The sequence below is a fragment of the Streptomyces sp. NPDC047061 genome (assembly GCF_040643955.1).
GTDB lineage: Bacteria > Actinomycetota > Actinomycetes > Streptomycetales > Streptomycetaceae > Streptomyces.
In genome coordinates this window covers 1-25,525 of sequence record NZ_JBEYVI010000075.1, presented here as the reverse complement: position 1 = coordinate 25,525, position 25,525 = coordinate 1, and the positions used below count along the sequence as shown (strand labels likewise).

The 25,525-nt window shown below is 69.5% G+C and carries 24 protein-coding genes and 1 tRNA gene; 11 read left to right on the top strand and 14 right to left on the bottom strand.

Going from position 1 to position 25,525, the window contains the following annotated elements:
* Positions 1-515 precede the first annotated feature (515 nt).
* Both ABZ887_RS49125 and ABZ887_RS49120 read right to left on the bottom strand, forming a co-directional pair.
* Positions 516-1,055: a GNAT family N-acetyltransferase gene (locus ABZ887_RS49125; RefSeq protein WP_361305887.1), complete on the bottom strand. Its 540-nt coding sequence runs from the start codon at positions 1,053-1,055 to the stop codon at positions 516-518.
* Positions 1,052-2,335 carry an XRE family transcriptional regulator gene (locus ABZ887_RS49120; RefSeq protein ID WP_361305885.1) on the bottom strand — a complete coding sequence of 428 codons (1,284 nt, stop codon included), beginning with the start codon at positions 2,333-2,335 and terminating at the stop codon, positions 1,052-1,054. The genes ABZ887_RS49125 and ABZ887_RS49120 overlap by 4 nt, the downstream gene beginning before the upstream one ends.
* 241 nt (positions 2,336-2,576) lie before the next feature.
* Here ABZ887_RS49120 and ABZ887_RS49115 point away from each other — a divergent pair, with 241 nt between their 5' ends.
* The 7 genes from ABZ887_RS49115 (at position 2,577) to ABZ887_RS49085 (ending at position 11,579) form a co-directional block, all read left to right on the top strand.
* Complete coding sequence (locus ABZ887_RS49115) at positions 2,577-3,023, top strand: ATP-binding protein (RefSeq protein ID WP_361305883.1); 447 nt, start codon at positions 2,577-2,579, stop codon at positions 3,021-3,023.
* A 227-nt stretch (positions 3,024-3,250) separates the two neighbouring features.
* Positions 3,251-3,439, top strand: coding sequence for a hypothetical protein (locus ABZ887_RS49110; RefSeq protein WP_361305881.1), 189 nt, complete (start codon positions 3,251-3,253; stop codon positions 3,437-3,439).
* Between the two features lie 189 nt (positions 3,440-3,628).
* A complete protein-coding gene (locus ABZ887_RS49105) occupies positions 3,629-3,808 on the top strand; it encodes an FxLD family lanthipeptide (protein ID WP_327315745.1) in 180 nt (59 codons plus the stop codon).
* A 216-nt stretch (positions 3,809-4,024) separates the two neighbouring features.
* Positions 4,025-6,979: a lantibiotic dehydratase gene (locus ABZ887_RS49100; protein ID WP_361305879.1), complete on the top strand. Its 2,955-nt coding sequence runs from the start codon at positions 4,025-4,027 to the stop codon at positions 6,977-6,979.
* Positions 6,976-8,250 (top strand): lanthionine synthetase C family protein, encoded by a 1,275-nt coding sequence (locus ABZ887_RS49095; protein WP_361305877.1) that lies wholly within the window; start codon positions 6,976-6,978, stop codon positions 8,248-8,250. Before ABZ887_RS49100 ends, ABZ887_RS49095 begins: the two co-directional genes overlap by 4 nt.
* A gap of 21 nt (positions 8,251-8,271) precedes the next feature.
* The gene (gene fxlM, locus ABZ887_RS49090) at positions 8,272-10,353 is read left to right on the top strand and encodes a methyltransferase, FxLD system (protein ID WP_361305875.1); all 2,082 of its coding nucleotides are present in this window, start codon (positions 8,272-8,274) and stop codon (positions 10,351-10,353) included.
* An 89-nt stretch (positions 10,354-10,442) separates the two neighbouring features.
* On the top strand, positions 10,443-11,579 hold the full coding sequence (locus ABZ887_RS49085) for a hypothetical protein (RefSeq protein ID WP_361305873.1): 1,137 nt from the start codon (positions 10,443-10,445) through the stop codon (positions 11,577-11,579).
* A 226-nt stretch (positions 11,580-11,805) separates the two neighbouring features.
* On the opposite strand, the gene ABZ887_RS49080 is transcribed toward ABZ887_RS49085, so the two are convergent.
* Positions 11,806-12,531, bottom strand: coding sequence for a hypothetical protein (locus tag ABZ887_RS49080; protein ID WP_361305872.1), 726 nt, complete (start codon positions 12,529-12,531; stop codon positions 11,806-11,808).
* A 193-nt stretch (positions 12,532-12,724) separates the two neighbouring features.
* Here ABZ887_RS49080 and ABZ887_RS49075 point away from each other — a divergent pair, with 193 nt between their 5' ends.
* Positions 12,725-12,904, top strand: coding sequence for a hypothetical protein (locus ABZ887_RS49075; protein ID WP_361305870.1), 180 nt, complete (start codon positions 12,725-12,727; stop codon positions 12,902-12,904).
* Positions 12,905-12,949: 45 nt separating this feature from the next.
* On the opposite strand, the gene ABZ887_RS49070 is transcribed toward ABZ887_RS49075, so the two are convergent.
* From ABZ887_RS49070 to ABZ887_RS49040, 7 genes are all read right to left on the bottom strand, one after another.
* Positions 12,950-13,153: a hypothetical protein gene (locus tag ABZ887_RS49070; protein ID WP_361305868.1), complete on the bottom strand. Its 204-nt coding sequence runs from the start codon at positions 13,151-13,153 to the stop codon at positions 12,950-12,952.
* 26 nt (positions 13,154-13,179) lie between these two features.
* Positions 13,180-14,880, bottom strand: a complete 1,701-nt coding sequence (locus ABZ887_RS49065) for a mobilization protein (protein WP_361305866.1) — start codon at positions 14,878-14,880, stop codon at positions 13,180-13,182.
* Positions 14,880-15,530 (bottom strand): MobC family plasmid mobilization relaxosome protein, encoded by a 651-nt coding sequence (locus ABZ887_RS49060; RefSeq protein WP_361305864.1) that lies wholly within the window; start codon positions 15,528-15,530, stop codon positions 14,880-14,882. Before ABZ887_RS49060 ends, ABZ887_RS49065 begins: the two co-directional genes overlap by 1 nt.
* Positions 15,531-15,645: 115 nt before the next feature.
* Complete coding sequence (locus tag ABZ887_RS49055; protein WP_361305862.1) at positions 15,646-16,500, bottom strand: DUF2637 domain-containing protein; 855 nt, start codon at positions 16,498-16,500, stop codon at positions 15,646-15,648.
* Entirely contained in the window at positions 16,500-16,631 is a 132-nt protein-coding gene (locus ABZ887_RS49050; RefSeq protein WP_361305860.1) for a hypothetical protein, read from the bottom strand. The genes ABZ887_RS49055 and ABZ887_RS49050 overlap by 1 nt, the downstream gene beginning before the upstream one ends.
* Before the next feature lie 384 nt (positions 16,632-17,015).
* The gene (locus tag ABZ887_RS49045) at positions 17,016-18,299 is read right to left on the bottom strand and encodes a DUF3631 domain-containing protein (protein ID WP_361305858.1); all 1,284 of its coding nucleotides are present in this window, start codon (positions 18,297-18,299) and stop codon (positions 17,016-17,018) included.
* Between the two features lie 227 nt (positions 18,300-18,526).
* Positions 18,527-18,757, bottom strand: coding sequence for a hypothetical protein (locus ABZ887_RS49040; protein WP_361305856.1), 231 nt, complete (start codon positions 18,755-18,757; stop codon positions 18,527-18,529).
* A 95-nt stretch (positions 18,758-18,852) separates the two neighbouring features.
* On the opposite strand from ABZ887_RS49040, the gene ABZ887_RS49035 reads away from it, so the two are divergent.
* The gene (locus tag ABZ887_RS49035) at positions 18,853-19,533 is read left to right on the top strand and encodes a helix-turn-helix transcriptional regulator (protein WP_361305854.1); all 681 of its coding nucleotides are present in this window, start codon (positions 18,853-18,855) and stop codon (positions 19,531-19,533) included.
* Positions 19,530-21,203 carry a site-specific integrase gene (locus ABZ887_RS49030; protein ID WP_361305852.1) on the top strand — a complete coding sequence of 558 codons (1,674 nt, stop codon included), beginning with the start codon at positions 19,530-19,532 and terminating at the stop codon, positions 21,201-21,203. Before ABZ887_RS49035 ends, ABZ887_RS49030 begins: the two co-directional genes overlap by 4 nt.
* Before the next feature lie 47 nt (positions 21,204-21,250).
* On the opposite strand, the gene ABZ887_RS49025 is transcribed toward ABZ887_RS49030, so the two are convergent.
* The 4 genes from ABZ887_RS49025 to ABZ887_RS49010 form a co-directional block, all read right to left on the bottom strand.
* Positions 21,251-21,323, bottom strand: a tRNA-Arg gene (locus ABZ887_RS49025).
* A 189-nt stretch (positions 21,324-21,512) separates the two neighbouring features.
* Positions 21,513-23,183 (bottom strand): PASTA domain-containing protein, encoded by a 1,671-nt coding sequence (locus ABZ887_RS49020; protein WP_361305889.1) that lies wholly within the window; start codon positions 23,181-23,183, stop codon positions 21,513-21,515.
* Positions 23,184-23,412: 229 nt separating this feature from the next.
* A complete protein-coding gene (locus tag ABZ887_RS49015) occupies positions 23,413-24,366 on the bottom strand; it encodes a DUF2993 domain-containing protein (RefSeq protein ID WP_361305851.1) in 954 nt (317 codons plus the stop codon).
* A gap of 9 nt (positions 24,367-24,375) precedes the next feature.
* Positions 24,376-25,101, bottom strand: coding sequence for a TetR/AcrR family transcriptional regulator (locus tag ABZ887_RS49010; RefSeq protein ID WP_361305850.1), 726 nt, complete (start codon positions 25,099-25,101; stop codon positions 24,376-24,378).
* 146 nt (positions 25,102-25,247) lie between these two features.
* On the opposite strand from ABZ887_RS49010, the gene ABZ887_RS49005 reads away from it, so the two are divergent.
* Positions 25,248-25,525 (top strand): MFS transporter (locus ABZ887_RS49005; RefSeq protein ID WP_361305848.1); only part of this gene is annotated, 278 nt, incomplete at its 3' end.

The window sequence follows — 25,525 nt, the reverse complement described above, 5'->3', positions numbered from 1 at the left end:
TCCATCCAATCGGACCGGACCACACCCGCGCACCTCTTCCACCCCGCAAAATCCCACGTCACAGGGCTACAGAACGACTTTGCCGGGACCCTGCCCATGCCCCCTGCGCACATTTATGTGCGGAGTGGGAGGGTATCGACTCTCGTCGTGGTGGCGCAGGAGAATGGAAGGACTACTGATTGGTAGGGATGGCAAGTGGCGCCACCCAAACCTTGCGGGCCACGCCAACTTCATTGGATCGGGATGGTGAGTCAGGCAGATGGCGTGGGCGGCGAGGGCGCCCAGCAGTGGGTTGTCTGCTACCGGCCACTCTCTGACTGCCTCGTCGAGAGGGAGGCTGCACTCAGCTGATCCGGCGCGTCGATCTCGACGACGTGCCGTCCGTTGTCGCTTGCAGATTGGAGCGGTGTTGAAACAAGGCTGAGGCCCTCCGAAGGGGAACGTGTCCAGCCACTCGTGCTTGTCCAGGTGATTCACGGTGCCCCCGAACCGCGGGGATTCGGTCGTGGGACCGGTCAGCGGGTAGCGCGGATCATCACGGTGAGAACCGGCGAGGCCGGTGACGGCTGGCTCTGCCCGATGTCCTCGTACCCCCATGACCTGTAGAGAGCGTGGACCTTCCCGTCGCCGGCGGCCGGGTTGACCATGAGCGTGACGAACGGCTCGTCGCGTGTGGCGAGGAGGGCATCATGGATGCGCCGGGCGGTGCCGGTCTTCCGCCAGGCCGGCCGGACGCCGATCTCCTTCAGGGCCACGGCCGGGCGCTCGGTGTACTTCTCGGCCGGCGTCGGGCTGGTGCGCTGCCAGTAGCGGTCGCCGTGCTCAATGGTGTTGCCGTAGGCGTAGCCAACTGGATGCCCGTCCGCATACGCGAGGACGGCCGTGAACCCGGGCTCGCCGCCGTGTCGGTCCAGGCGTTCGCCGAACGCGGTGACTGCGTAGTTCGGCAGGTGGAGGAGCGGGGCGCGCACGTCGGCGTACACGTCGAGGAGGTCGCCGCGGGCGGTGTCGAGGGTGGTGAAGGTGCGCAGTTCGATGGCGGGCGCCGTGGTCATGCGGCCATCCTCCAGGTGGCGGTGTGGTCGGTCCAGGTCTGCACGCTGGAGCTGCCTGGCGCGGTGGCGCGCAGTGCGGCCCCGAATTCCTGCAGCATGCGTGTGACCCGGGCGTGCTGGGTGGCGGCTTCGGCGGGGACCTTCATCGCGGTGGCCGTGGCGGCGTCGGGGGCGCCCTGGGCGAGCTGGGCGTGGGCGAGCCGGGTGATGGTGATGGCCCGGGAGCGGATCATGTGGGGCCGGAGGGCGGCCAGGCAGCGGTGGGCGTGGTACTCGGCGGTGGAGTGGTCGCCGAGCGCCAAGTGTGCGGAGAGGGCCAGGGAGTCCAGTTCGGCCTGGTCGTAGAAGGCGAGCATCCACACCGGCCGGTAGTCGGCGGGGTCGGCGCGCAGCATGGCGTCCTGGGCCTGCTCGAAGGCGCGGCGGGTGCCGGTGCGGTCCTGTGCCGCGCCGTGGATGGCGCCCTGGCGGGCCAGGCCGAGGGAGGCGAACAGGGGGTCTCGGCGGGTGAGGTGCAGGTTGCGGGCGACGTCGTTGGCGGCGAACGCGTCGGCGGGGCGGCCCATGTGGCGGTACATGGTGCCCGCGTGGCTCCAGATGCGGAACTTGATCGCCTGGTCGCCGGACATCTCGGCGAGGGCCTGGGCTTCGCGCATGTGGGCCTTCGCGATGTCGTAGCGCCGGCCGTCGATGGCGGCCCACATCGCGGAAGAGCGGAAGCCAGCTGCTGAGGCATAGAGATTGCTGCGTACCCGCTGGGTGGCGCTGCCGGCGTTCTGGAGGTTGAGTGCCTCGTCGGCGAGGGCGGCGGCCCGCTGCTCGATGCCGAGTTGTCCGCCATGGCGGTGGTCGCTGGCGATAATCTCGGCAAAGCGCTTGTTGAGGCGGTTGACGTCGCTCATGCCGATACGGCGCGGCGATGCGGTGCCGGGAGCGGCGGCTGCTGCGGCAGCCGCCGCGATGCTGCCGACGAGAGTACGGCGCTTCATGTCGGGGTCCTCCTGCTGCGATGGGGCCGGGATGGACGAAGGCCGGCCCCGCGGCACGAACCCTAAAGCGACGGCGGGTAGTCCAGTGACGTCCGCAAGTGCCTTGCGGGCGGCTGACTTTGGCCACGTGACCCGGCCCGCTTTCCACGCGCGGACCGATGAGCCGTCGAGTCCACCAGGGCGTCCGGTCAACCGTTCAATGGCCCTGTTCACGGCCTCGGCGAGGCTGTTGGAGCTGTAACCGTGTTCGGTCATCCACGCCTCAAGAACGGTGTTGCGGGTGGTGTCCATGCGGGCACGGTAGTCCGCGCGATCCCCACCCGCCAGGTAAAGGAGAGGTCAAAACGCCCTAGGTGGGTCCGTCGGCTGAGTGCCTGAACGTCCTAACCAACCTGCTGGGAAAGGGAGTTGTCTGGGTGCTGGTCGCCCGCCGCGCCCCACCGTGCGAGCGGCTGTTGACGGCCCGGCCCGCCCCTGAGGTTCCCCCGCGGGGGTGGGCCGGGCGCCGAGACGACACGAAGGCTCCACCCCAATGACGAGTCTGAGAACACCAGTTGAGGCCCTCTCCGTCGGCCACCCCACGTACAGCCAGACCTTCCCGTGTCAGCCGTTCGCGGCCGAGCTCGGCCGCGAACTCGTCCGAGACGTCCTCGGCGTGTGGCACCTCGACGGCCTCGCCGACCGTGCCGCGCTGATCGTCACGGAGCTGATCGCGAATGCCTCCAGGCACACTCCGTGTCCCGAGATCCGCCTCACGGTTGGGCGGCCGAGCGCGACGCGAGTGCGTGTCGGGGTCGTGGACCGGGAACCGACGCGTCTGCCCATACTCGGCCAGGCGGCTGACGATGACGAGTCGGGGCGCGGGCTGCTCCTCGTCGACGCGGTCGCCGACCGGTGGGGCTACAACCTGTACGGCTCAGGCAGACGCCCCTGGGGCAAAGAGGTCTGGGCGGAATTCCGTGTCGAGGACGGCAGGTGAGCATCCCGGCGATGGCTCCGTCGCCCCTTCCGGATCTCGCCCGACTCCGGCCCGCCAGCAGATGGCCATGGACTGCGCCCTCTGCTGGCGGGCCGCTGGGAGCGAGCGGTCGACGGCTGGGCGAGATACGCCATCGGGGCCTGCCGTTCCAGCTCTGGGCCTGCGCTCCCAACTGCTAGGCCGCCAGATCGGCCATCCCGAGCAGCTGAGAAAGGGGACGTCCTTCCATGGAGTGGCCGTGGATCACCGGTGATTGCTGGCTCGGCTGCGGGCGTACCGGAGTCCTGGTGATCTGGCTCGGCCAGGTGCAGTGGGACGGGCAGCACGCTCCCTTCTACGCGTGCGAGCCGTGTCTTGATCGCCTCAAGGCCCAGGCGCTCGCCTACTTCATGGAGCGGCGACCGGCATCCGCTTGATCAGACTCCCGGCACACGACTTCCCGGCCTGAGGCAGGCACCCCGCGAGGACTTCCTACGCGGAGCACGTCCCCTCGTGCCGGGCGGCCAGGAGCCGTCTGGGGAGCAGCCATCTGGCAACGCTCCGGTGGCGGCACCTGGTGGGCGCTCCAGCCCAGTAACACCACCTCGATTAACAGGAGTTGAAGCATGACGCGCAGCACCGTAGTTCCCAGCCGCACCGAAGTACGCCCGCAGATCCCCGGAGTCTCGGACGGCTTCGACCTGGACGTCTCTCTCGTCGAGATCGCCGATCCGGCGGGCCTGGTCAACCTGACCGACGACAACTGCGGGTCTACCTGCGGCGCCTGCACCACCAACGTCGCCTGATCCGGCCCCAGGTCATCCCGGTCTGGTGCCGCCGCGTCTCCGCGTGGCGGCACCAGCCGCCCGCTCCCTCACCTACGGAGGTACTTGGTGGTTGCTCCGCCCGCAGCGTTCCGCACCGGTTCCACTGCTCTCGTGCGCGCCGTGGCCCGGCCCTCGCTGCCATTTCCTCCATGCCCTGACCTTGATGACCGCTCGCCCAGTGGTTCGTCTGCCCGCGTGGCGTGGCTCCGCACGGTATGGGCGAACGAGGACGTCGTCGAGGCACTCCAGCACTCCAGCCCGGTCCTGGCCGCGCAGGTAGGGGCCTTGTGTACGGCCGAGTATCCCGCCCTCCGGGATGTGCAGCGCGCGGCGCTGTCCTTGGCCCGCTACCTGCTGCGGGCCCAGCACCGGGCGACACCCTTCGGTCTGTTCGCTGGCGTGGCCACCGCGGAGTTCGGCCCGCGGGCGCGTGCGGACTGGGGCGAGGAGCACGTGGCCGTCGGCCGCGCCGGGGCAGAGTGGCTGGCGGCCCTGGTCGCACGGCTGGAGGCGTGCCCGGATCTCCTCGAACGGCTGGCCGTCATCGTCAACAACACCGTGACAAGCCGAGGAGACCGGCTCATCGTGCCGTTCCAGCCTGACGTCCAGGACGAGCGGACGCGCGCGGTCGAGGCGTCTCTGGCCCTGACCGGACCGGTGCGCGCGGTCCTTGCCGCGATCCGGGCGCCGATCCGGTTCGGCACCCTCGCGGACAAGCTCCAGTCGGAGTTCCCCGAGGCCGGTCGCGAGAAGGCGCGTCAACTGCTGGCGGAGCTGATCCGGCGGCGGGTGCTGATCACGAGCATCCAGGCACCGAGCACCGAGACCGACGCCCTCGGCTATCTGGTGGGCCAACTCGACGCGATCGACGCCGAAAGCCTCGCCCGGCTCGCGGAGACCGTACGCGAACTCCACGCGGTCCGGGCGGGCCTGGATGAGTGCACCACGCAGGGCGGCCGAGAAAGCGTCGCGGCGCGGATGCGAGACCTCGTCCCCGGCCTGCGTCGCCATCCCGTCGCGCTCGACCTCCGCCTGGACGCGCAGATCGTTCTGCCGGAAGCGGTCGCCCGAGAGATCGAGCGCGCCGCTCTCATCCTGACCCGCTTGAGCATCCGCCCGTATGGGACCGCCGCGTGGAACGAGTACCACCAGCGGTTCTACGAGCGGTACGGCATCGGCACGATGGTGCCGCTCGTAGAGGTCGTCGCAGACAGCGGCACCGGCTATCCCGACGGCTATCCAGGCGCTCCGGTCGGCGCACGCCGACCCCGCGTCTCCGCTCGGGATGACGCCCTCGTACGACTGGCTCAGTCCGCCGTGCTCGACGGCCGTGACGAAGTGATCCTCACGGACGAACAGATCGAGGCCCTGGACGTGGGTCCCGATGAGCCTCGGCTGCCGCCGCACTTGGAGATCGGGGTGCGGGTGCATGCGGCCAGCCTGGAGGAGCTGCTGCGCGGGCGGTTCCGGCTGGAGGTCGTGAGCGTATCCCGTGGCGCCGGCGTCTCCACGGGCCGGTTCCTTAGCGTGCTGGCCCCCGCCGACCGGGAGGCCCTGGTCACCGAGCTTGCCGACCTCCCGGCCGCGGACGGCAACACCCTGCCCGCGCAGCTCTCTTTCCCGCCCCTGCTCCCGGAGAACGCCCACGTCACTCGGTCCCCACAGGTCCTGCCCACTGTGATCAGTCTTCAGGAACACCAGGCTCCGCAGGACATCGTCCTCACCCCGGAGGACTTGGCCGTGGGGTGCGACGGCCGCCGCATGTACCTTGCCGCCCCCGAGCGCGGACACCGCGTGGAGGCCGTCGGGATGCACGCGCTGAACCTGCGCACCCACACCCCGCCACTGGTGCGGTTCCTCACCGAACTGTCCCGCGCCCAGTGCGCGCAGGTCACCGTCTTCGACTGGGGCGCCGCAGCGGCGATGCCGTTCCTGCCACGTCTGCGCTACGGCCGGACCGTGCTGGCCCCGGCACGCTGGCGGCTGGGAGCGTCCGAACTGCCCGGCCGCGTCCGCCCTCGGGCGGAGTGGGATGCTGCGCTCACCGACTGGCGTGCCCGGCGGGGGCTGCCGCACCGCGTCCATCTCGTTGAGGACGACCGACGTCTCTTCCTCGACCTCGACGAGGCCAGCCATCGGACGCTCCTGCGCCGGCACCTCGACCGTACGCGCCTGGCCGCACTGGTCGAGGCCCCGGGATCGGAGGCGTACGGCTGGTGCGGCGGGCGAGCCCACGAGGTCGTAGTTCCGCTCAAGGCGACCCGGCCGCCGACGTGGCCGCCACTGCCCGCCCCCAGCCGGGCCCGTGTCCTGTCTGCGGCCCAGATGCAGACGCCTGCCGCTTCCTCGGTTCTTCTAGCCGCCCTGTACGGCGATCCCCGCCGTCAAGACATGCTGCTCTCCCGGCACTTGCCCGGCCTCCTCGAACAGCTCGGTAACCCGCCGTGGTGGTTCATCCGCTTCCGTGACCCGGACCATCACCTCCGCGTGCGCATCGCCCTCCCCGAGCCGGGAGCCTTCGCTGACACAGCCCGAACGGTGAGTGCCTGGGCCGATGAACTGCGGCACGTCGGCCTGCTGGCCGATCTGCGCTATCCCACCTCCTACCGCGAGATGGGCCGCTGGGGATCCGACACCGCCTGGGAGGCGGCCGAGGAGGTGTTCCGGACGGACTCGCGAGCTGTCCTGGCCCAGCTTGCGCAGCCACAGCGTCCCGGACAGCGCACCCTGGTGGCGGCCCACACCGTTGCCATCGCCTCCGCCTTCCTCGGCAGCGCCGCAGCCGGGATGCGGTGGCTGATCGACCACATCCCGCCGACAGCACCCGCTCCCGTTCCGCGCCCGCAGTTCACCGACGCCGTACAGCTCGCAGACCCGTGCGACGACTGGGCAGCGCTGCGCCGCGTCCCGGGCGGGGACGCCGTCGTGTCGGGATGGGCCGACCGGGATACGGCGCTCGCCGCGTACCGGCCGCACCTGCCCGGCCCGGACACCCAGGGCATCGCCGTCGACGACGTGCTGACCTCCCTGCTGCACGTCCACTTCGTGCGCCACGTCGCCGTGAACTTCCCAGAGGAAGAGGTGTGCCTCTACCTGACGCGTGCCGCCGCTCTGGCCTGGACCGCCCGCACCAGGGGGAGGTCCTCGTGACCGCCCACCCCGCGCTCGGCCTGGTCGACGCCATCGCCGCCCAGCTCGCCGACCCCGACACCGTGCCCCTCGGCTCCAGGCTGCTGTCCTCGAACCGGCAGCACCTTGCTTACGGCCCTCCCGGAATCGCGCTCCTGCACATCGAGCGGGCCGCGAGCGGCCTCGGCCCGTGGCACCGCGCCCACGACTGGCTCGCCGCCGCCTCCAGGCTTCCGTTCACCAGCGGCCCGGACAGCCACCCGTTCTACGGAGTGCCCGCCTTCGCCCACGCCCTGACCTGTGCCGCCGACTACCTTCCCGGCTCCTACCAGCGCGCCCTCGACGCGATGGACGGACAGATCGCAGTCGACGTCGGACGCCGTCTCGACACCGCACACCGCCGCATCGACGCCGGACGCTTACCGCAGCTCGCCGAGTTCGACGCCATCCGGGGCCTGACCGGATACGGCGCCTATCTACTGCGCCAAAACCCCGGCAGTTCCACGATGCGCGCCGTCCTCGACTACTGCGTGCGCCTCACCGAACCGATCACCCACCAGGGCGAGACCCTGCCGGGCTGGTGGGCAGAGACCGGGCCCTCGGGCAGCCCGGACGACCGATTCCCCGGCGGGCACGCCAACACCGGTATGGCGCACGGCATCGGCGGCGTGCTCGCGCTCCTGGCCCTCGCCGCTCGGAACGGCTCCGTCACCGACGGGCACCATGCAGCACTGCGCACCATCCTGACCTGGCTGGACCGTTGGAAGCAGAAGGCCGACGGCGGACCGGTCTGGCCGTACTGGGTCACTCAGGACGAGCTGCGCAGGGGGCGTCTCGCCCCGCCCGAGCCCCGGCGGCCCTCCTGGTGCTACGGCACCGCCGGCCTCGCCCGCGCCCAGCAACTTGCCGCGCTCGCCGTCGGCGATGCCAGCCGCCAGATCGACGCGGAGAACGAACTCGTGGCCGCCCTCACCGATCCCGAGCAGCTGAAAGCCACGACGGACAACGGCCTCTGCCACGGGTTCGCTGGCCTCGCCCACACTGCCGCGCGTACGGCAGATGACGCCCACCCCTCGACCGCGGGGAAACTCCGAGCCGCGATCCCGGCCCTCCTGGCTGCGGTCATCCCACCGGGCACCGACCCCGAACTCATGGCCACGGCGCTCATTCAGGACGAGGAAAGCAGCCCTGGCCTACTCGACGGTGCCGCCGGCATAGCCCTGGCCCTCCTCGCGCCCAGCACCGCCGCACCACCCCGGTCCGCCTGGGACACATGCCTCCTCATCGCTTGATCCACAGACCGAAGGACGTCCATGCCTCCCGACCACTGGCAGCAGCACAACATCACCTTCGTCGACCGCGAGATTGCCCGGCGCACCATCGCCGAACGCCTCGGCCCGGCCCTGATCGAGGCCGAGGCCGACGGGCAGCTCACCGGCTGGTGGTTCATGAACAAGCAGCCCTGGCCGCTGCGTTACCTCGCCGACAAGCCTTCACCAGCCATTGAGTCGCTCCTGAGCGATCTCATCGGCGACGGCGTGGCCGTGTCATGCCTGCCCTGCTTCTACGAGCCCGAGACCGACGCATTCGGCGGCCCCGAGGCTATGGACGCAGCCCACGAACTGTTCCACAGCGACTCCCGCCACCTGCTCGCCTACCAGCCGAGCCCGATGCACTTGGGACGCCGGGAGACCGCTGTCCTGCTGGCAAGCGCCATGATGCGCGGTGCTGGGCTCGACTGGTTCGAGCAGGGCGACGTCTGGGCGAAGATCGCGGCCCTTCGACCGGCCACCAACCCACCAGCACTTGAACGAGCCGGCGAACTGGCCACGGCCATACGGAAGCTCATGACCGCCGACACCCACAGCCTCTGCCGTCCGGGTGGCCCGCTCCACGCTTACGAAGAATGGGCGACCGCCTTCGAACGGGCCGGCGCCGGGCTCGCCGACCTCGCAGGCCGCGGCGCCCTCACCCGCGGCCTGCGAGCCGTCATCGCCCACCACGTGATCTTCCACGCCAACCGCGCCGGTCTCCTCCGGGACGACCAGAGCGCCCTGTCCCACATCGCACGAGAGGTAGTCATGGGAACGAGTGACCACACCGCATCGCCCACCGAGACAACCGCCGACATCGATAGCGTCAGCGCGGTGAACACCGACACGATCACCACCCCCACGGCGGACGCCGAGCGCCTCCGCAACGCCCTGATCGACCAGCTCCGCGCGGACGGACACGCCCGCACGCCCGCCGTCGAGACCGCGTTGCGGACCGTGCCCCGCCACGTGTTCGTGCCCGACGCGCCACTCGAAGACGCCTACGTCAACGCACCCGTGCACATCAAGTACGACACCGACGGCACGTCCATCTCCTGCGCCTCCCAGCCGGGCGTCGTCGCCCTCATGCTGGACCAGCTCGAAGCCCAGCCCGGCGAGCGCATTCTCGAACTCGGCGCCGGCACCGGCTACAACGCCGGTCTCCTCGCCCACCTAGTCGGCGAGAACGGACACGTGACCACCCTCGACGTCGACGACGACCTCGTGGAAGGCGCCCGCGCCCACCTCGCAAGCGCGGGAATCACCAACGTCCAGGCCGTGACCCGCGACGGGGCTCTCGGCTACGCCGAGGGAGCACCGTACGACCGGATCATCGCCACTGTGGGCGCGCACGGTGTGCCGCATGCCTGGCTGCAGCAGCTTGCCGCCGGTGGCCGGCTCCTCGTCCCCCAGCGCCTCAAGGGCACGGTGTCCCGCTCCATCGCCTACGAGCAGCGTGACGGCCGGTGGGTGTCCCTCGGCAGCGAGATGAACACCTTCATGCCGCTTCGGCGGGGCATCGCTGACGACGACCGCCGAGTGATCCCGCTCAGTACGGACGGCGCCGTACGACTCCAGGCTCCCGCCGGGCTCAGCATCGACGCCGATGCCCTCGCAGGTGTCCTGGACCAGCCGCGCACCGAGGAGTGGACCGGTATGAAGGTCCGCGCCATGGAGTCGCCCGAGTGGATGGAACTGTTCGTCACCTGCTCCCTCCCCTCTGGCCTGATCCGGATGCTGTTCCCCCAGAGTGCCAAGGGCACTCTGCTCACCGAGGACCCCTACCCTTCATCGACCGCGGTCGTCGACAAGGGCGCCGTCACCTACCTCGCCCGGCGCCTGTCGAAGGAGAAGACCCCCGAGGGCGACAAACTCTGGGAGTTCGGCGTCATCGGCCACGGCCCCGGAAGCGACGAACTGGCCACGAAGGTCGCCGGCGCCATCCGTACCTGGGACAGGCAGTACCGAGGCCGTGAGGCCACCTTCGAGATCCAGCCCCTCGACGCCCTCGAGATCGAGCAGTGCCCCGGTCTCTTCGCCCTCGACACACCGCTGAACCGGATCGTCGTCGACTGGCGATGACGCCCCACGCGTAGCGGACGGCGCCCGTCGGCACACGGCTGGGCGGGCACCGTCGCCTCAGCAGTCGTCACTCTCGACCTGGGGGATCCATGGACCCACACGGCCCCATAGCCCAGCGTTTCCCGCTCGTCGCCCGATTCCGACCCGCCTGCCTGCCCCTGCCCGAACGCGTACGCGCACTCGTCGATCTGGCCGACACCGCGGTGGAAGAGACCAACCAGGGGCTCGCATCAGCCGTCTACAACCAGGCCGCGCTCATTGCCTCCGACCTCGCCCTTCCTGACCTCGCCCGTGAGATGTGCCACCAGCACGCCGCCGCCTACCTCCACGCCTCCCCGCTGCCGGGCATGAGCGCAATCCGGGGACTGGAACCGGTCGTCAACCTCGCCCGCCTCCAGATCCGCGCCGGCCGCGCAGATGAGGGACGCCGGCGACTGCTCGACCTGTACCAAGCCGTCGAGGGGAGCACAGCCGCCCAGTTCGAGGGCGTAGCCATACCGGCGGACCTCACTGCTACAGACGAGGACCGCCACGAGGTCCGCGCGTGGCTTTGGCGTGTGCTCCTCGCCGACGGCACACGCACTCTCACCACCCAGGGGCGCTGGGCCGAGGCCCTCACTCACATCGAGGCCCACCGCGGCGTAGGCAAGCGGATGCTCGACGGGCGCCAAGTCGCCGTACTCGCCGCCCTGGTTGCGGGTGACACGGCATCGGTAGCTGTTCTCCTCGACGACACGATCCCCGGCGATCCGTGGGAGCAAGCCGTCACGGCATGCCTGACCGTCCTGTGCCGCCGCGACGCCGGACAGCCGGTCGACGACCACCTGACGGACCTGGTGACGACCTACTCCGAGCGGAAAATCGAACCCGGGATGACCGTCTTCGACATCCGGCTCGGCCTCACCGTCCTCGACGCGATCGGCTCCGTCGAGGCGCCCACCGCGCACCGCATCGTCGAGGACCTCCACCGCACGACGACAGAAGCCCAAGACGGCTACGCGGCCCGCGAGAACCTGGCGCACCCGCTTTTCAGCGCAATCGCCACGGACCGCCAAGCACAAGACTGCCGCGCTCTGGTGCGTGCTTGCGCCCTCGGGGCGGGGACCATCCGAGACGAGCTGCAAGGAGAACTGACGGCGGCTCTGCGCGCCAGCGAGAGCGTGATCCGGGAAAGCGTCGTACACCCTTCATGTCCGGAACGTAGACCCCCTATAGAGCGAGCTTGACGGGTGCACACACCTGTTGGGTAGTGAACTTGCGAGGGCTGGGGATCGATGCAGAGGCAGGGGCCGTCCTTCGGCGTGACAACGTAAAAACCGGACCATAATGGCGCTTTGGCCGTAACCGCGTTCACGGACTTCCGTGGCCATATTTTCGGCCGGAACTGCGCACTGCATTTGATGGGTTCGTGGTTACTTCGAAGTGGCGGCGTCCGTGCGCGGCTGCGCGGTTTCATCGGTCAATCTTGGCAATTGCCTCGACATAACTCGCCGTGAACATCCCCCAGTACGCACCGATATCAAGTGCAGTCTCAGCAGAGTCGTCAGCGAGCATGGACGTTGCGCGAGCATAGGCCAAGAACACCAGGTCAAGTAGATCACGCAGCTCGCGTACAGCGTTCCGCGCTTCATCAACCGTTGGGGCTGCTTCCACCGCAGCAACGAGTTCGTCGATTCGTCGATGAAAAGGATGTCGTGAGTTGCGCTTGATGATCGTCTGGCCTTTGAGATGTTCGATGGCGAACATGTCCTTGCCGGGCCATGCCGCGTCCATCAATGTCATGGGGCGGTCCTGCCGGGCAGGTGTAGCGGCATGCGATTTGACCGATCGGACAGGTGGCTCCGTTCGGTTGGGAACCTCATCGGGCTGGGCCGCCAGCCACAAACGATGCATGTGCCTTACGATCTCGTCCGGATCTGGCCGATCGATGGACCAAGTCGCCAGGACCCAGGTAACGGCTTGCAGTTTGCTCCATTTCGGCAGCGCAGAACCCCGGAGCATTGAAGCGACGGTCTCATGCGAGACCGAATCGGAGAGATCATCGATCTCTCGCACCGCCTGGCTCACTCTCCGGGCCCCCGGCCGTCCAGCTTTGCCGTACAGATCATGGAGAGCAGCGACCAGGTCTCGATGCTTTCCGTGAGGAAGCGCGTCCATGCCAGGCATCTTCAGTGCCACGACTACCTCCCATCGTCAAGTTGAGTCTAGCAACCTTGGTTCAGCTTGACGTTTTTAGGCGTTCGCGTCAGATTCCGTCAAGCACCTTGATGGCGGTGACTGGTAGCGCCAGTCTTCGACCAGTCCAATCAGAACGCGTCCGCTTGCTTTGGCGCGGCGTGAGAGTGGAAGCATCGCTGATCAAGGGGAAAACATGACCTGGAGTACCGCCACTCTCTTCGTCCTGGCGCTCTTCGGCTTTGCTGGGCTCTGCATCACTCTCGCCGTGATCTTCCTGAAGCAGGTCTCGGATCTGATCAAGGCGTGGCGCGACGTGCGCAAGGCCATCAGGGGCGGCGGCCATCGCGGTCGCCGAACACCGGGCGGGGCCTGATCAGGATCTGTTTCAAGGCTCGCTCTGGTCGGACCCTTGTGACGGTCACGAGCTCAGGAGAAGCCGGGCGCGGAAAAGTTGGAGTGAACCGCGGCCGTACATCTGCCGCTTGATCGAGTCCATCAGCAGATATCCGCGCTGGTGGCGGACGAGGTCGGGATTCATCCCGAACCGCGGCGGCCCCACCCCCACCAACGGATCAAGCACCCACTGCGCCCGTTCCTCGGTCTTCTTTCGCCACCAGCGCAAGCAACGAGCCTCACTGGCCGAAGCCGTCAGCGTCGCCGTGCTTGCGGCAACTGCGGGACTGGGACGGCCGCCGCCGCGTGGACCGGACCGTTGGAGAGCAGTGCTGCGCTGCGGGCCTGTGCCGCGCGGGCCCGTGTGCTCGGTGCCGGCCTTGCGCTGAGTCGCTGTACGCGCCAGGTCAGTACCCGTGCCGGGCGGCGGGCGTCGTCCAGCGCACGATGGTCCACGGCCTGCTGGAGGATTCGCTCCGGGTCGTGGCCTTTGGCCTCGGCTTCGGCGAGGACAGCGGTGAGGGAACCAAACGCGGAGTCTTCGACGATCAGCTCCAGGTGATCGGGCACGGCCCGGCGCAGGTGGAGCATGTGCCGGGCCACGGTCTCCTGGGGAGGGCGACGGCTCGCCAGGGCAGCCAGGGGCGCGGCTGCCGCCTGGTCGTACGCGGCCTGGAGGTGGAGCAGGGTCCGGCGGGCGGCGGCGACTTGCTGGTCATGGTGGCGGACCTGGTGCCAGCGAGCGGCGGCGATGGCGACGAGGATCGCGGCGTCGAGGAACATTGCCAAGGTGGCGCAGTCCTTGGGAGCGGGCTCGCGGAGCATGGCCCGTACGGCGCCGCGCAGTGCTCGGCCGTGGTGGTGCTCGGCCTGGATACGAGAACGGGTGGCACGCTCGAACGCCGAGGCCGCTTCTCGAAGTTGGGACCGAAGAGATCGGGGTGCGAGGAGAGGGAGGGCGTCGAGGGCTTCGCCGAAGGCGGCGAGGTGCGCCTGAGAGGCTTGGTCGTCGGTCTGGTCCAGATGGTGGGGGATGCGTTCCGTGGAAGCGGTGGCCTGGTGCCAGGATTTGGGCCTGCGTCGGCCTGGCTGGCCAGCCGCGCGCGACTCGATGTTCTCCAGTCGCTTACAGATCTTGGGGAAGGACAGGTCGGGGGCGAGTTCGGAACCCGAGAACCAGACGGGCTCCTTGCCGGTGGTGGTGGTGTCTTCGGCTGCGACCTTGTACCCGCGGACGTCTCCCGAAGGGAAGTGCACGATCTCGACGAGCACGCCCTCGACGTGGCTGAGCAAGTGGACGAACTCCTCCATGCTGGTGGCGGCGGCCACGGCGGTGCGGACGGTGGCGCGAAGGCGTTCGCGAGCGGGCCTGTCGTGGCTGGCGCGCTGGGCCTTTTCCTGCTCGGCGCGGGTGGGGCGCTTGGCGGCGGTACGGTCTCCGCGGACGACTTGGAAGAGGCCATATTCCTTCTCGATGGCGGCGAGTTCGCGGTCGGCGGTGAGGTAGTCGTTCCAGTGGCGGGCGGTGCGCAGATCTGCCCGGACCTTGGTGGCGGCGATGTGGATGTGGTCCGGGGCGTGGCGGACGGCGACCCACCGACAGCCGTCTGGGTCGCCTTCCGGCGCGATGCCGGTCGCCGCGACCACGCGGCGGGCGATGTCGGCCCACTCCTCATCGCTGAGGACGCGGTCACTCTCCGCGGCCCGGATCGAGCAGTGCCACGTGTGCTTCTCGGGGGCACGGCCCAGTCGCCGGGCCTGCTTGACGTGCAGGTCGAGGTCGGCCACGAGGAGCTTTCGAGTGGCGTCGAAGTCGTCCGTGCGGCCGGGGTCTGGGGCGAAGCCGTCCCAGGAGGCGACCAGGTGCGGATCGACGTGGTCCTTGGCCTTCTCCGTGTCGAACAGGTACCGGATCAATCCGGCGGTGTCCTTGCCGCCGCTGATTTTCGCGATCATCAGGCCGCCTTCGTGGTGACGGCCTGGTTCGCGGCCGACGCGATGTGGCGGACGGTGGCGCCGACCGCAGCCAGGGTGTGCTCGGCCTGGGCCAGGACGGCGGTGTTCCCAGGGTGTGGATGGCTGCCAGAGTTGAGCTTCTTGGCGATCTGGTTGATGTTGTGGCCGATCTTGGCGACCTCGCCACGGAGGGCGGTGAGCTCGTCGATGTAGTCGTCGAGCGGCGTGCGCTGACCGGGCAGGGCGAGGTCGCCGTGGACGTGGGCCATGACGACGGCACCGACGTAGTGGGCGCCGGCGATGTTCAGCGAGCGGGCCATGCACAGGATGTCCCTCTTCTCCTCGATGCTGTAGCGGGCGTCGACACGCTCCTTGCGCTGGCCGTTCGGATCGGGCTTGCGGCGTCGGGCGACACGGTGCAGCGCGGCGGCTTCGGCGGCACGTGGCAGCGCGACGGCGGTGGTGTCGACGGGCTGTTCCCCCTCGGGCACCCCCTGGTGCCCGAGGGCCTCCGCCACCCCCGGGGCGGAGGCATCCCCGTCGGGGCCGACCTTGGACGGTCCAGCGGGATACCTTGCTGACGCGTCTGGGGCTGGGGTGGTGGTCATCTCCTGCTGGTGCGTTGGGGGGTCGTGGTGCTGGTTGCGCATGGGGTGGTTCTCCGTGGGGTGTTGGTAGCTACTCTGGACTCGTCGCACTCGTCCCATGCCTGGTCAGGGCAAGGACGAGTGATGGGAGTCGCGCCGGAGGAGCGGTGGCGGGGGCTCAGGGAGCGCTGGCGGGGGTCTTGTCGCGGTCGTCCTGTTGCTGAGAGGCGGCCTCATCGAGTTCGGCTTGCAGGACGGCCTTGAGCTTTTCCGCGTCGGCCCTGCCGATGGGGAGGCCCTTGCTGCGGATCGTCGCTTCGATGTGGCGGCGCGAGGCACGGTTTCCGCGTCCCAGTGGCGCGATGCGGGCGATCGCGAGGTACTCGCCGGACACAGCGCGGGGCTTGTGGTCTTCCGGCTCGGCGGAAGGCTGCGGGGGTTCCGGCGTATTGGCGGCGCCTTGCGCCACCTCGGCAGAACCCCGCGCCACGTCGGCCTGACCGTCTGCCACATCGAGACCGGCTGGCTTCAACTGACGGGAATCGTCTTCGGTAGGGGCAGCGGGCCGGTCGTCCTTGTGGCTGCGGTTGGCGGGTGTGTGGCGTTCGGTGGGCTTGGCGACGAGCTGGTGGATCTGGCGCATCAGGACCCCGAATGCCAGCAGCGCGGCGGTCGGAGGAACCGCGGCGACCACGTAGTCGAGAAGGGGCACGGTGCTGGCGCTGCCCGTGCCGCTGACCCCGGCCACGTTGAGCGCGATGGAGCCGATCGATCCGGTGGCCGTGAGGACGATGGCCCACCCGTCTGTGACCCGGCGCAGGCCCGCGCGGAGCATCAGCAGCTCGCCGGCCACGATGAAGGCGTCAAGGGTTGCGGGCCAGGCCCACTGGCGGACCGGAGAGCTCCCCAGCCCGTGCTGTCCGGCAACCTTGGCGAGGTGCGCGTACGAGAGCCAGAACCCGCCAGCGGTGAGGGCGATGATGACGACTCCGGCCGCGCCGAGTGCATACCGCTCGGCAGCTTGCTTGGTCATCACATGCCACCCGTGAGCGTGGCGTGGATCAGGGTGCAGGCGGCGGCACCGAGGGGGAGGATCGCGGCGCGATCCCGCCTGGTCGTCGGGTGGGAGGTGGTGCGGTGGGTCGGTATAGCGAGGGTGGTCAAGCGAGGTTCTCCTGCGGTGGTGGCGTGGTCCGTCTTTGCCGTCTTGGCCGTTGCAAGCGCAGGTCAGGGCCGGTACGGCATGAGGTCTGGAGTGCCGTCTTGGCGGTGCCGTCGCGTCTCGGTGGCCCGCAGCTTCAGTGAGGCTGCGGTTCGGCGGCCGTGGACGGATCGGGTCCGTCCAACGTCCCGCCCCGTGTGCCGTGACCTGCGGTGGTACGGCATGGACGCGTAGGACGGCACAAGACGGATGTGGGCGGCGCCCCGGTGGGCAGCACGGCGGTCATGATCGTGTTGCCGTCCTGACCCCGGTTGCCGTCTTGTTTGCATGCCGTTTGACCTGCGGCATTACGGCAGGGACGGCAAGGACGGCAACCGGGGCGGGGCTCAGCCCTCGCTGCGGGCGGGCTCGGCGTTCACTGAGTGAACGGTGGGGCAGTAACGGCGCCACGCGTCGAGGAACTTGTTGCGCGTGTAGCCCTTGCGCTGGGTGCCGTCGGCGAGGCGGACGTTGCCGGGCCTGATGTCGAAGTCGCGTAGCAGCGAGCCGAGCTCACGCGGGCTCAGTCCGTTGCGCCCCCACTCCGCCCACGGGCCTTCCAGGTTCTGGCGCAGGTGGTGGAGGAGTTCGTCGGTGGAGAGGCTGTCGACCTCGCGCTGGGCGACGAAGACCCGGCGGATGTCGGCCAGGATCCGCGCTGAGCTTGGGTGGTCCTCCTCGGCCGCCGCTTCGGCCGTGACCATCTGTGCGCACGCCGCGCGGGCGAGGCGTGGCCAGGGGCCGGCGGCGAGGTCGGCGACGATCACTAGGGGCTCCCAAGTGTCGGCGGCGCGGTCCTCCACCGGCATCGCCGGTTCCAGGTCGGCGGCCTCGTCGAGCAGCGGCCGGGCCCATGCGGCGATGCGGTCGCGCAGGTCGTGCAGGGCTGGGGTGTCGCGGCGGGAGCGGAAGGGCTTGACGCTCTCGCCCTCGGCCCGGCGGCGCATCCGGATGACCACCGATCGGTCCATGATCGTGTCCGGGAGGTCGCCGATGCCCGCGAGCGCGGCCATGGCGAAGGTGGCGAACCGGTGCGGGGTGTGGTCGTTGCCGACGACGCGGGTGACGTAGCGGTTGCGCTGGTGGCCGGCGTTGAGCAGGCCGCGCATCTCCTCGTTCTTCTCCGCCATCTTCGGGGTGCCGAAGATGGTGTCGGCCTCGTCCACCAGCAGGGTGGGCGGTTCGTCGGTGATGGAGCGGAAGATGGCCGCGGGCGTGGTGTTGATGGTGAGCATCGGCTCGTGGACCCTCTCGGTGAGCACGTCCAGGAGCCGTGACTTGCCGCACCGCTTCGCCGGCCCGACCACCGCCAGGCGCGGGGCGTGCTGCCATGCGGGCTGCAGGTGCGTCGCCGCGACCCATAGCGTGACCGCGTCCAGCGCCTGCTGGGAGGGCAGGATCACGAACTGGGCTATCTGGGAACGCAGTTCGTTCAGCAGCTCGGAGCCGTACGTCGGCTCCGGGTCCGGCACCGCCTCCTCGGCGGGCTGATTCACCGCAACCGTATCCGGTGCCTCGCCGTCGGCCGCCGGGGCGGTTTCGGGCGCGTGGCTGGGCCGGCCGGGCACCGCGACGGTCGGCCATACCGCTTTGGCGGGTGCGGAATAGGGCTCGGGTGTCGTAGGTTGCACAGGGCAGCTCCTTTTCCGGTGGCGTCGGGCATGCAGGCCCGACTCACGCAGGTCGTTCGTTGGTATGCGGGCAGTGGAGTGTGCGGAGCCTCCGGCGTTGGCGCGCCGGGGGCTTTCCCGCTTCCTGGGCCGGGGCGAGGGAACACGGACAGTACGTCCGCGCCCCGACACAGTCCAGCGTTTCTGTGTCAGCTCAGCGCAGAAGTGTCTGCTATGGGTTCGGGTGGTCATGCGGCCAGGCCGAGCAGGTTCAACAGGTCGGCTGTCACGACGCGGTACGCCTTGCCCAGGCGCAGGACCTTGCAGGGGTACTGGCCGCGCTTGGCCAGCTCGTAGCCCTTGCTCCGCCCCAAGCCCAGCGCCCGGTTGCCGGTGTCCAGGTCAACGGCGGCGGGCAGGGCCAGCAGCTCTTCTCGCGTCATGCCCTTGGGCTGCTCGGCGGTCTCGTTGTCGCGCATGCGGTGCTCCGTTCATGAGTGAGCCCTCGGCGAACGCGGCATCACGTCCGGCTCCAGGCGATCACTAACCATCATCGGGAAGCTAATGTGTCTCCATGACACAACGCGGTTTTGATCCTGGAGATGACGAGGACGACGTCCCGGAGTGGGTGGACCGGGTGATGGCCACGGTGGCCGCCGAGGTCCGCAGACGAAGGAAGGAGTTGCGCATGAGCGCCCAGGACCTGGCCGACCGCTGCGCGGAGATCGGCCATCCGATCCCGCGCAACGTGATCGCCAACATGGAGTCCGGCCGCCGCGCCAACCTGCCTCTGGTCGACGTCCTCGTCCTCGCCGAAGCCCTGCGCACCTACCCGATCTGCCTGCTCTACCCCGTCGGCTACGTCGACCGAGTCCAGCGCCTTCCCCTTCAGCACTCCGACCCCACATGGGATGCCATGCGCTGGTTCACCGGCGACAGCGAGGACTTCGGCATGGAAGACGACATGCTCCGCTCCTTCCGCGCCCACGTCCGCCACCAGCGCGCCGCCCTGGCCGCCTTGAAAGGCGAGAAGCACAAGCGCTGGAAAGCCGAGACGGCACCCAACCAGGCCGAACGAGAGGAAGCCGTACTCGCCCAAGCCGACTACGCCGAAAGGGCGTTGGAAGCCAAGTACCGGCTCCGCAGCGCCCGCGCCTTCATCCGCGAAGACGGCGGCACACCACCGCACCTGCCACCAGAACTCGCCGACGTCGACCCACCCGTCGGCAACACCGATGAGGAGAATGATCTTTGAAGGGTTCCACCCATCGCCGCTGCTACTGCCGCGACCCCCACACCGGCAAGCCGCTCGGCAAGAAGTGCCCCAAGCTCTCCAGCCGCAAGCACGGCTCGTACTCCATACGTCAGGAACTCCCGCCCCGCGAAGACGGCACCCGCCGCTCCTTCAGCCGGGCTGGCTACGACTCCCTCAAGGCCGCCCAGACGGACCTTGACCACGTGCGCGCGCTCGTCGGCCTCGCCGACGCCGACGACGCCGAGGGCCTGGCCCAGATAGCCGAGCTGCTGGAGAAGGTGGCCGAGGAGAAGGCCCCGCTGCCGAACATCGAGGCGACCCGCAGGCGCCTCAGCCACGGCCTGGACCTGACGAGCAGGCTCACTGTCGGCGAGTGGCTGGACATGTGGCTGGCGGGCAAGAAGGGGCGACAGAGTGCCATCAGCCGCGACGAGAGCAATATCCGGGTGCACCTCAAACCACGGATCGGGCATTACCGGCTCGACCGCCTCCGGGTCGCCCACCTGTCGGAGATGTTCGAGGCCGTAGCCGAGGCCAACGTCGAGATCGCCGAAGGCAACGCAGCCCGCCGCAAGGCGTTCGAGGGCCTCGCCCAGATCCCTTGGAAGGGCCGCGAGCCCCGCGCCCGCCGCAAGGCGATGAAGGCGGCCATCGCCGAGATGGAGCCCTACCGCCGCATCGTCGGTCCGGCCACACGCCAGCGCGTCCGCTCCACCCTGCGGGCCGCACTCAACGCCGCGATCGCCCAGCAGCTCATCACCTTCAACCCGGCAGCCCACGTCGAGTTGGAGGCGGGCAAGCGGCCCAAGGCCCTCGTATGGACCGAGGAGCGCATCCTCCATTGGAAGCGCACCGGCGAGAAGCCCTCGTCAGTGATGGTCTGGACGCCGGAGCACACGGGCCTCTTCCTCGACCACGTTGCGGAGGACCGCCTGTACGCCCTGTTCCACCTGATCGCGTTCCGCGGACTGCGACGGGGCGAGGCGTGCGGGCAGAAGTGGACCGACACCAACCTGGACGCCGGTCTCATCACCGTCGCCAAGCAACTCGTCGTGGACGGCTGGGAGGTGTACGAGGACGACCCCAAGACCGACGCTGGCGCGCGGACCATCGCGCTCGACTCCGACACGGTCCAGGCCCTCAAGCGGCACCGCGCCCAGCAGGACAAGGACCGTAAGGAGTGGGAGAGCGCCTGGGTGGAGACCGGACGCGTCTTCACCAAGGAGAACGGCGAGTTGCTCCACCCCGCCAACGTCACCCGGCGGTTCATCGAGCTTTACGAGGAGATCGACCTCCCACCGGTCCGGCTCCACGACCTCCGCCACGGTGCCGCGACCCTCGCCCACGCGGCCGGGGCCGACCTGAAGGACATCCAGGAGATGCTCGGCCACTCCTCGATCACCATCACGGCCGACACGTACACGAGTCTGCTCCCCGAGGCGGATCTGGCGATCGCCGAGGCCGCAGCCCGGCTCGTCCCGCGCGCCCGCGCCACATCCGAGAACACCGCTCCCGAAGCGGAGCCCGAGCCCGACGACGTGGGGCATCCCGGCCCGGAGTCCGTGCCGGATGATGCTGATCCGTTGGGAGGAATTTCGGAGATCAACTCTCTGTCCGCTCACGCACCGCTCACGCAAACGGCCCCGGACGAGGAGTCCGAGGCCGAGTAAGAGCCCTCCCTGGGAGATAAACCCCAGGTCAGAGCGGTAACGCGTTGTGCCCCCGGCAGGATTCGAACCTGCGACACCCGCTTTAGGAGAGCGGTGCTCTATCCCCTGAGCTACGAAGGCGGGGCTTGCGTGGAGCGTGGGTGAATACTCTGGGTGAGTAGGCACCCCCGTTGTCGCAAGGGTGGGACCGCCGGTGAGGGTGGTCGTTGACAGCCTAGCGGATCAGCGTATGGCGGTGGGCTGAGGTGGGGACCTGTCTGAGCCGTTGGTGGTGTGGCAGGACTGCGGCATCGCGGTGGCTCGGGAGGGTCACGGGAGCAGGAACGTGGGGGGTGGTGGCAGGGCGGGGGTGCTGCTCGGGGTGGTTGTGCGGTGTCGTGGGGCGGCGAGCTGTACGTCGATGGGTGAGCCTGGTGCGGCCGTCCCGCCTGCCGCGATGCTCTGGGCGACGACGGAACCCGCCGGGGAGGTGCTGGTGACCTTCGTCGTGCTGCCCAGTTTGAGGTTGCTCTCGGCCAGGAGCTTCCTGGCCTCGCTCAGTGTTCGGCCCGTGAGGTCCGGGACCGTGACGCGCTCGGGTGCCTTCGCCACCGTGAGCGTGATCTCCGTAGACCTGGCTGCCTGTTGGCCGGCCTGCGGGTTCTGGTCCAGGACGGTTCCGGGAGTCCGTGACGAGGTGATGCGTCGGGTGCGTACTTCGAAGCCCCTGTTCTCCAGGATCCGGGACGCGTCGGCCTGGTCCTTGCCCGTGACGTCCGGTACCTCGGTCTTCGGTGCGCCGGTGGAGACGACGACCGTGATGGGGCGGCCCTTCGTGAGTTGTCCGCCCGTCGGGGTCTGATGGCAGACGAGGCCTTCGGGCTGGTCGGCGCAGGGCTCTCGCTTGTCCACGGTGAGGGTCAGGCCGACTGCGCCGGCTTTCCGGCGGGCGGTTTCGACGGTCTGGCCGACCAGGTTCGGGACGTCCGCCCCCGTTGTCCTGGTCGCTCTGGCCCTACTGGTGTCGATCGCCGTCCCGTGACTGAAGGCGAACCATCCGAGGGTCGCTGCTGTGACGGCGATCGCTAGGGCGGCGGCGATGAGCAGGACTATGGGCAGTCGGGCTCCATCTCCGTCTTCAGTTACGTCTTCGCCCCGGACTCCGTCTTCCCCTCGGCGGTGCGTGGGCAGCGGGTGGGGGATGGTCGGTGCCGTGCGGAGGCCCAGGCAGGTCTCCACCTCGGCGAGCATGTCCTCGGCCGACTGGTGTCGTCGGTCGGGGTCCTTCTCCAGGGCGCGGAGGGCCAGGGCGTCCAGGCGGCGGTCGATCGAGGCGTTGTGCAGGCTCGGGGGCTGCGGAGCGTCCTGGATGTGTTGGCAGATCACGCCTATCGGTGTCTCGTCGTCGAACGGCGGTCGGTGCGTGAGGAGTTCGTACAGCAGGCAGCCGACCGAGTAGAGGTCGGAGCGGCCGTCGGCCTCCCGTCCCAGGGCCTGTTCCGGCGACAGGTAGCGGGCCGTGCCGGTCACCACGGAGGTCTGTGTCAGGCGGACGTCCGCCACGCTGCGGGCGATGCCGAAGTCCATGACCTTGATCCGGCCGCTGCCGGTCAGCATCACGTTGGCCGGTTTGATGTCCCGGTGCACGATGCCGTGGCGGTGCGCGTGTGCGAGGGCCTTGAGGATCTCGGCCGTGAACTCCAGCGCCCTGTCCGGCCCCAGGAACGGCTCCGAGTCCAGTACCTCGCGCAGGGTCGCCCCGTCGACGTACTCCATCACCAGGTACGGACGGTCCGGGTCGTCGCCGGTGTCGTACACCGCGACGATGGCCGGGTGGTTCAGCGACGCGGTGGAGCGGGCCTCGCGGCGGAACCTCGCCTGGAGGAGCGGGTCCCGGGCCAGCTCCGCCCGCAGGGTCTTCACGGCGACGGGGCGGTCCAACCGGGTGTCGTGGGCGAGGTGCACCTCCGCCATGCCGCCGCGACCCAGCAGCCGCCGCAGCGCGTAACGGTCGGGTGCCCTGTTATCGGTTTCGGTGGGCCGTAGGAGTGCGGCGGGGGAGGAGGGGAGGGTCGGATGGTCGTCTGGTCCGCAGTGGTTCACGGTGTTTCTCCGCGGGGTCGGAGGTCCGGTCCGGGCCGTATCGGAGCGGATCGGATGGGAGCGGCGGGGGTGTTCGTCCGCTGGTGGTAGGCCCCCCAGGAAATAGTTGCACGGCAGTGGGTAATAATCATCCCGTACGGGCTGTGTGCGAGTGAGAGGCTTCTTGCGGCGTCGCTCGGGGCGTCATGAACCTCTCCGCCGTGGCCAGGGCCGGGAGGTATGACGAACTCTGCTGCGCTGTCGAGTTCTGGGTGGCGCCGTCGGCGTGGAACGTGACCGACGTACCCGAGAAGCGGGCGGCGAGGCCGCTCTCCGTGGCGGTGACCGAGCGCAGGTGCAGGCCGTCGGGGATGTTCCGGAGCTGGATGGGCTGCTCGAAGGCCTTGTCCAGGACGGATTCCGTCGGACCGGACGGCAGGCCGCCCGTGATTTTGAAGTCCTTGAACGCGATGCGGTTGCCGGCGACTGCCGAGACGGTGGTCGCCGCGGTCACGCTGTTGCCGAGGGGGAGCGCGACGGTCGCCCTGAGCTGATCGGGGCGGCTGTCCCGGGTGACCTCCAGGCCGAGGGTGTCGGACACGTCCGCATAGGTGAGGAGGGCGGTCGCCTCCGCCGACCGGGCCCGCGCCTCCGTGTCGTCGTCCGACTTCGTCAACTCCGCTAGATGCAGGGAGAGTTCGCTCACCGGCAGGGGGCCGGTCGAGTCGGTGGCGGGTATGTCGTGGGCGGTGATGTCCACGTCCCGCAGGCTGCCGGCGACGATCTGGGTCAGGATCGGGAAGCCGTGCACCTGGACCTTGGGTGGCAGTGGGGTGTCCATGCCCTGCTGGAACGCCTTCGCCGTGCGCGCCTCCACCTGTACGGCCATGAACCGGTCGACGGCCACCGGGACGAGGGCCAGCAGGAGCAGGACGGAGACGGTGGTGACGACCGGCCTTCGGCTTCTTTGCGGCGTGGGCTGCGCGGGCTGCGCTGGCGGCTCGTAGGCGACGTACGGGTCGTGCGTGCCGTACGGGTCGTAGGAGTCGTAGGAGTCGTACTGGTTGTACGGGGGCTGCGGCTGGGGCTGGGGCTGGTTCACGGGGCTCCTTCAGTGGGGGGAGTGGGGCGGTCCGAGGGCGTCGTCGTGCAGGCGGCGGACCGTGGTCGTGGCGAGGTTCCTGTCGACGCCGGCGACGATCAGGGCGGCGGTGGCGGCGGTGGTGCCGTCGTCGGTCCAGGCGCCCGCGTTGACGGTGTCCAGGAGGGACAGCAGGTAGGCCTCCAGGGCTCTGCTGAGCGAGCCGGGCGGGAGGGTGGTGTGGAAGAGGCCCTGCCGCTGGCCCTGGGTGAGGATTCCGGCGACCGCGGTGCGGGCCGGCGCCAGCACCTCGTCCACGCGGTGGGCGCCCAGGTCCTGGCGGCGGGCGAGGTTCACGAGCACGCGGTAGCGGTCGGCCGCCGGCCACAGCGTGAGGACGAAACGGGCCAGGGCGGTCGCCGCGTCCGGGGCCGTGACGTGGGCGACCTCGCTCGCCAGCCGGACCGCCTCGGCGGCCTCCGCGGCGAGCCCTCCGACAAGTTCCGCCCGGCCGGCGAAGTGGACGTAGACGGTCCGCCGTGCCACCCCGGCGGCCTCGGCGATGTCGGCGAGGGTGCAGTCGGGGTTGCGGCCGAGTTCGCGCCGGGCCGCTTCCAGGATGCGGGCGCGGGTGTCGGCGGCGCCGGTGCGGTCACGGGTGTGGGCGGGCGTGCGGGTGCGGCGGTTGCGGGCGCCGGTGCCGGCGGGGTGCGGATCCTGGCCGCGGGGCGGGAGTCGGGCGGGTCGGCTGGTCACGTCGGTACCTCGGGGCGGGGGCCGGGGATGGGGGCGGGCGACCCGATAGTTGCACACCAGTGAGTAATAAACTAGTGTGCACACCGATGGGTAATTAAGAGGTCCCTCGTGCCACCCGTACCCCCCGCGTCCCCTGGGAGACTCCCGTGCCGTTTCTTGCCAACACCCCCGTCGAGAAGATGAGCGAGCCGTACCCGCGGCGCTGGTGGGCCCTGATCGTGCTGTGCCTGAGCCTGCTGATCGTCGTCATGGCGAACACGTCGCTGATCGTGGCGGCGCCGGACATGACCACGGACCTGGGGCTGAGCAGCAGTGATCTGCAGTGGGTGATCGACGGCTACACCGTCCCCTACGCCGCGCTGATGCTCGTGCTCGGCTCGATCGGCGACAAGTACAGCCGCCGCGGCGCCCTCGTCCTGGGCCT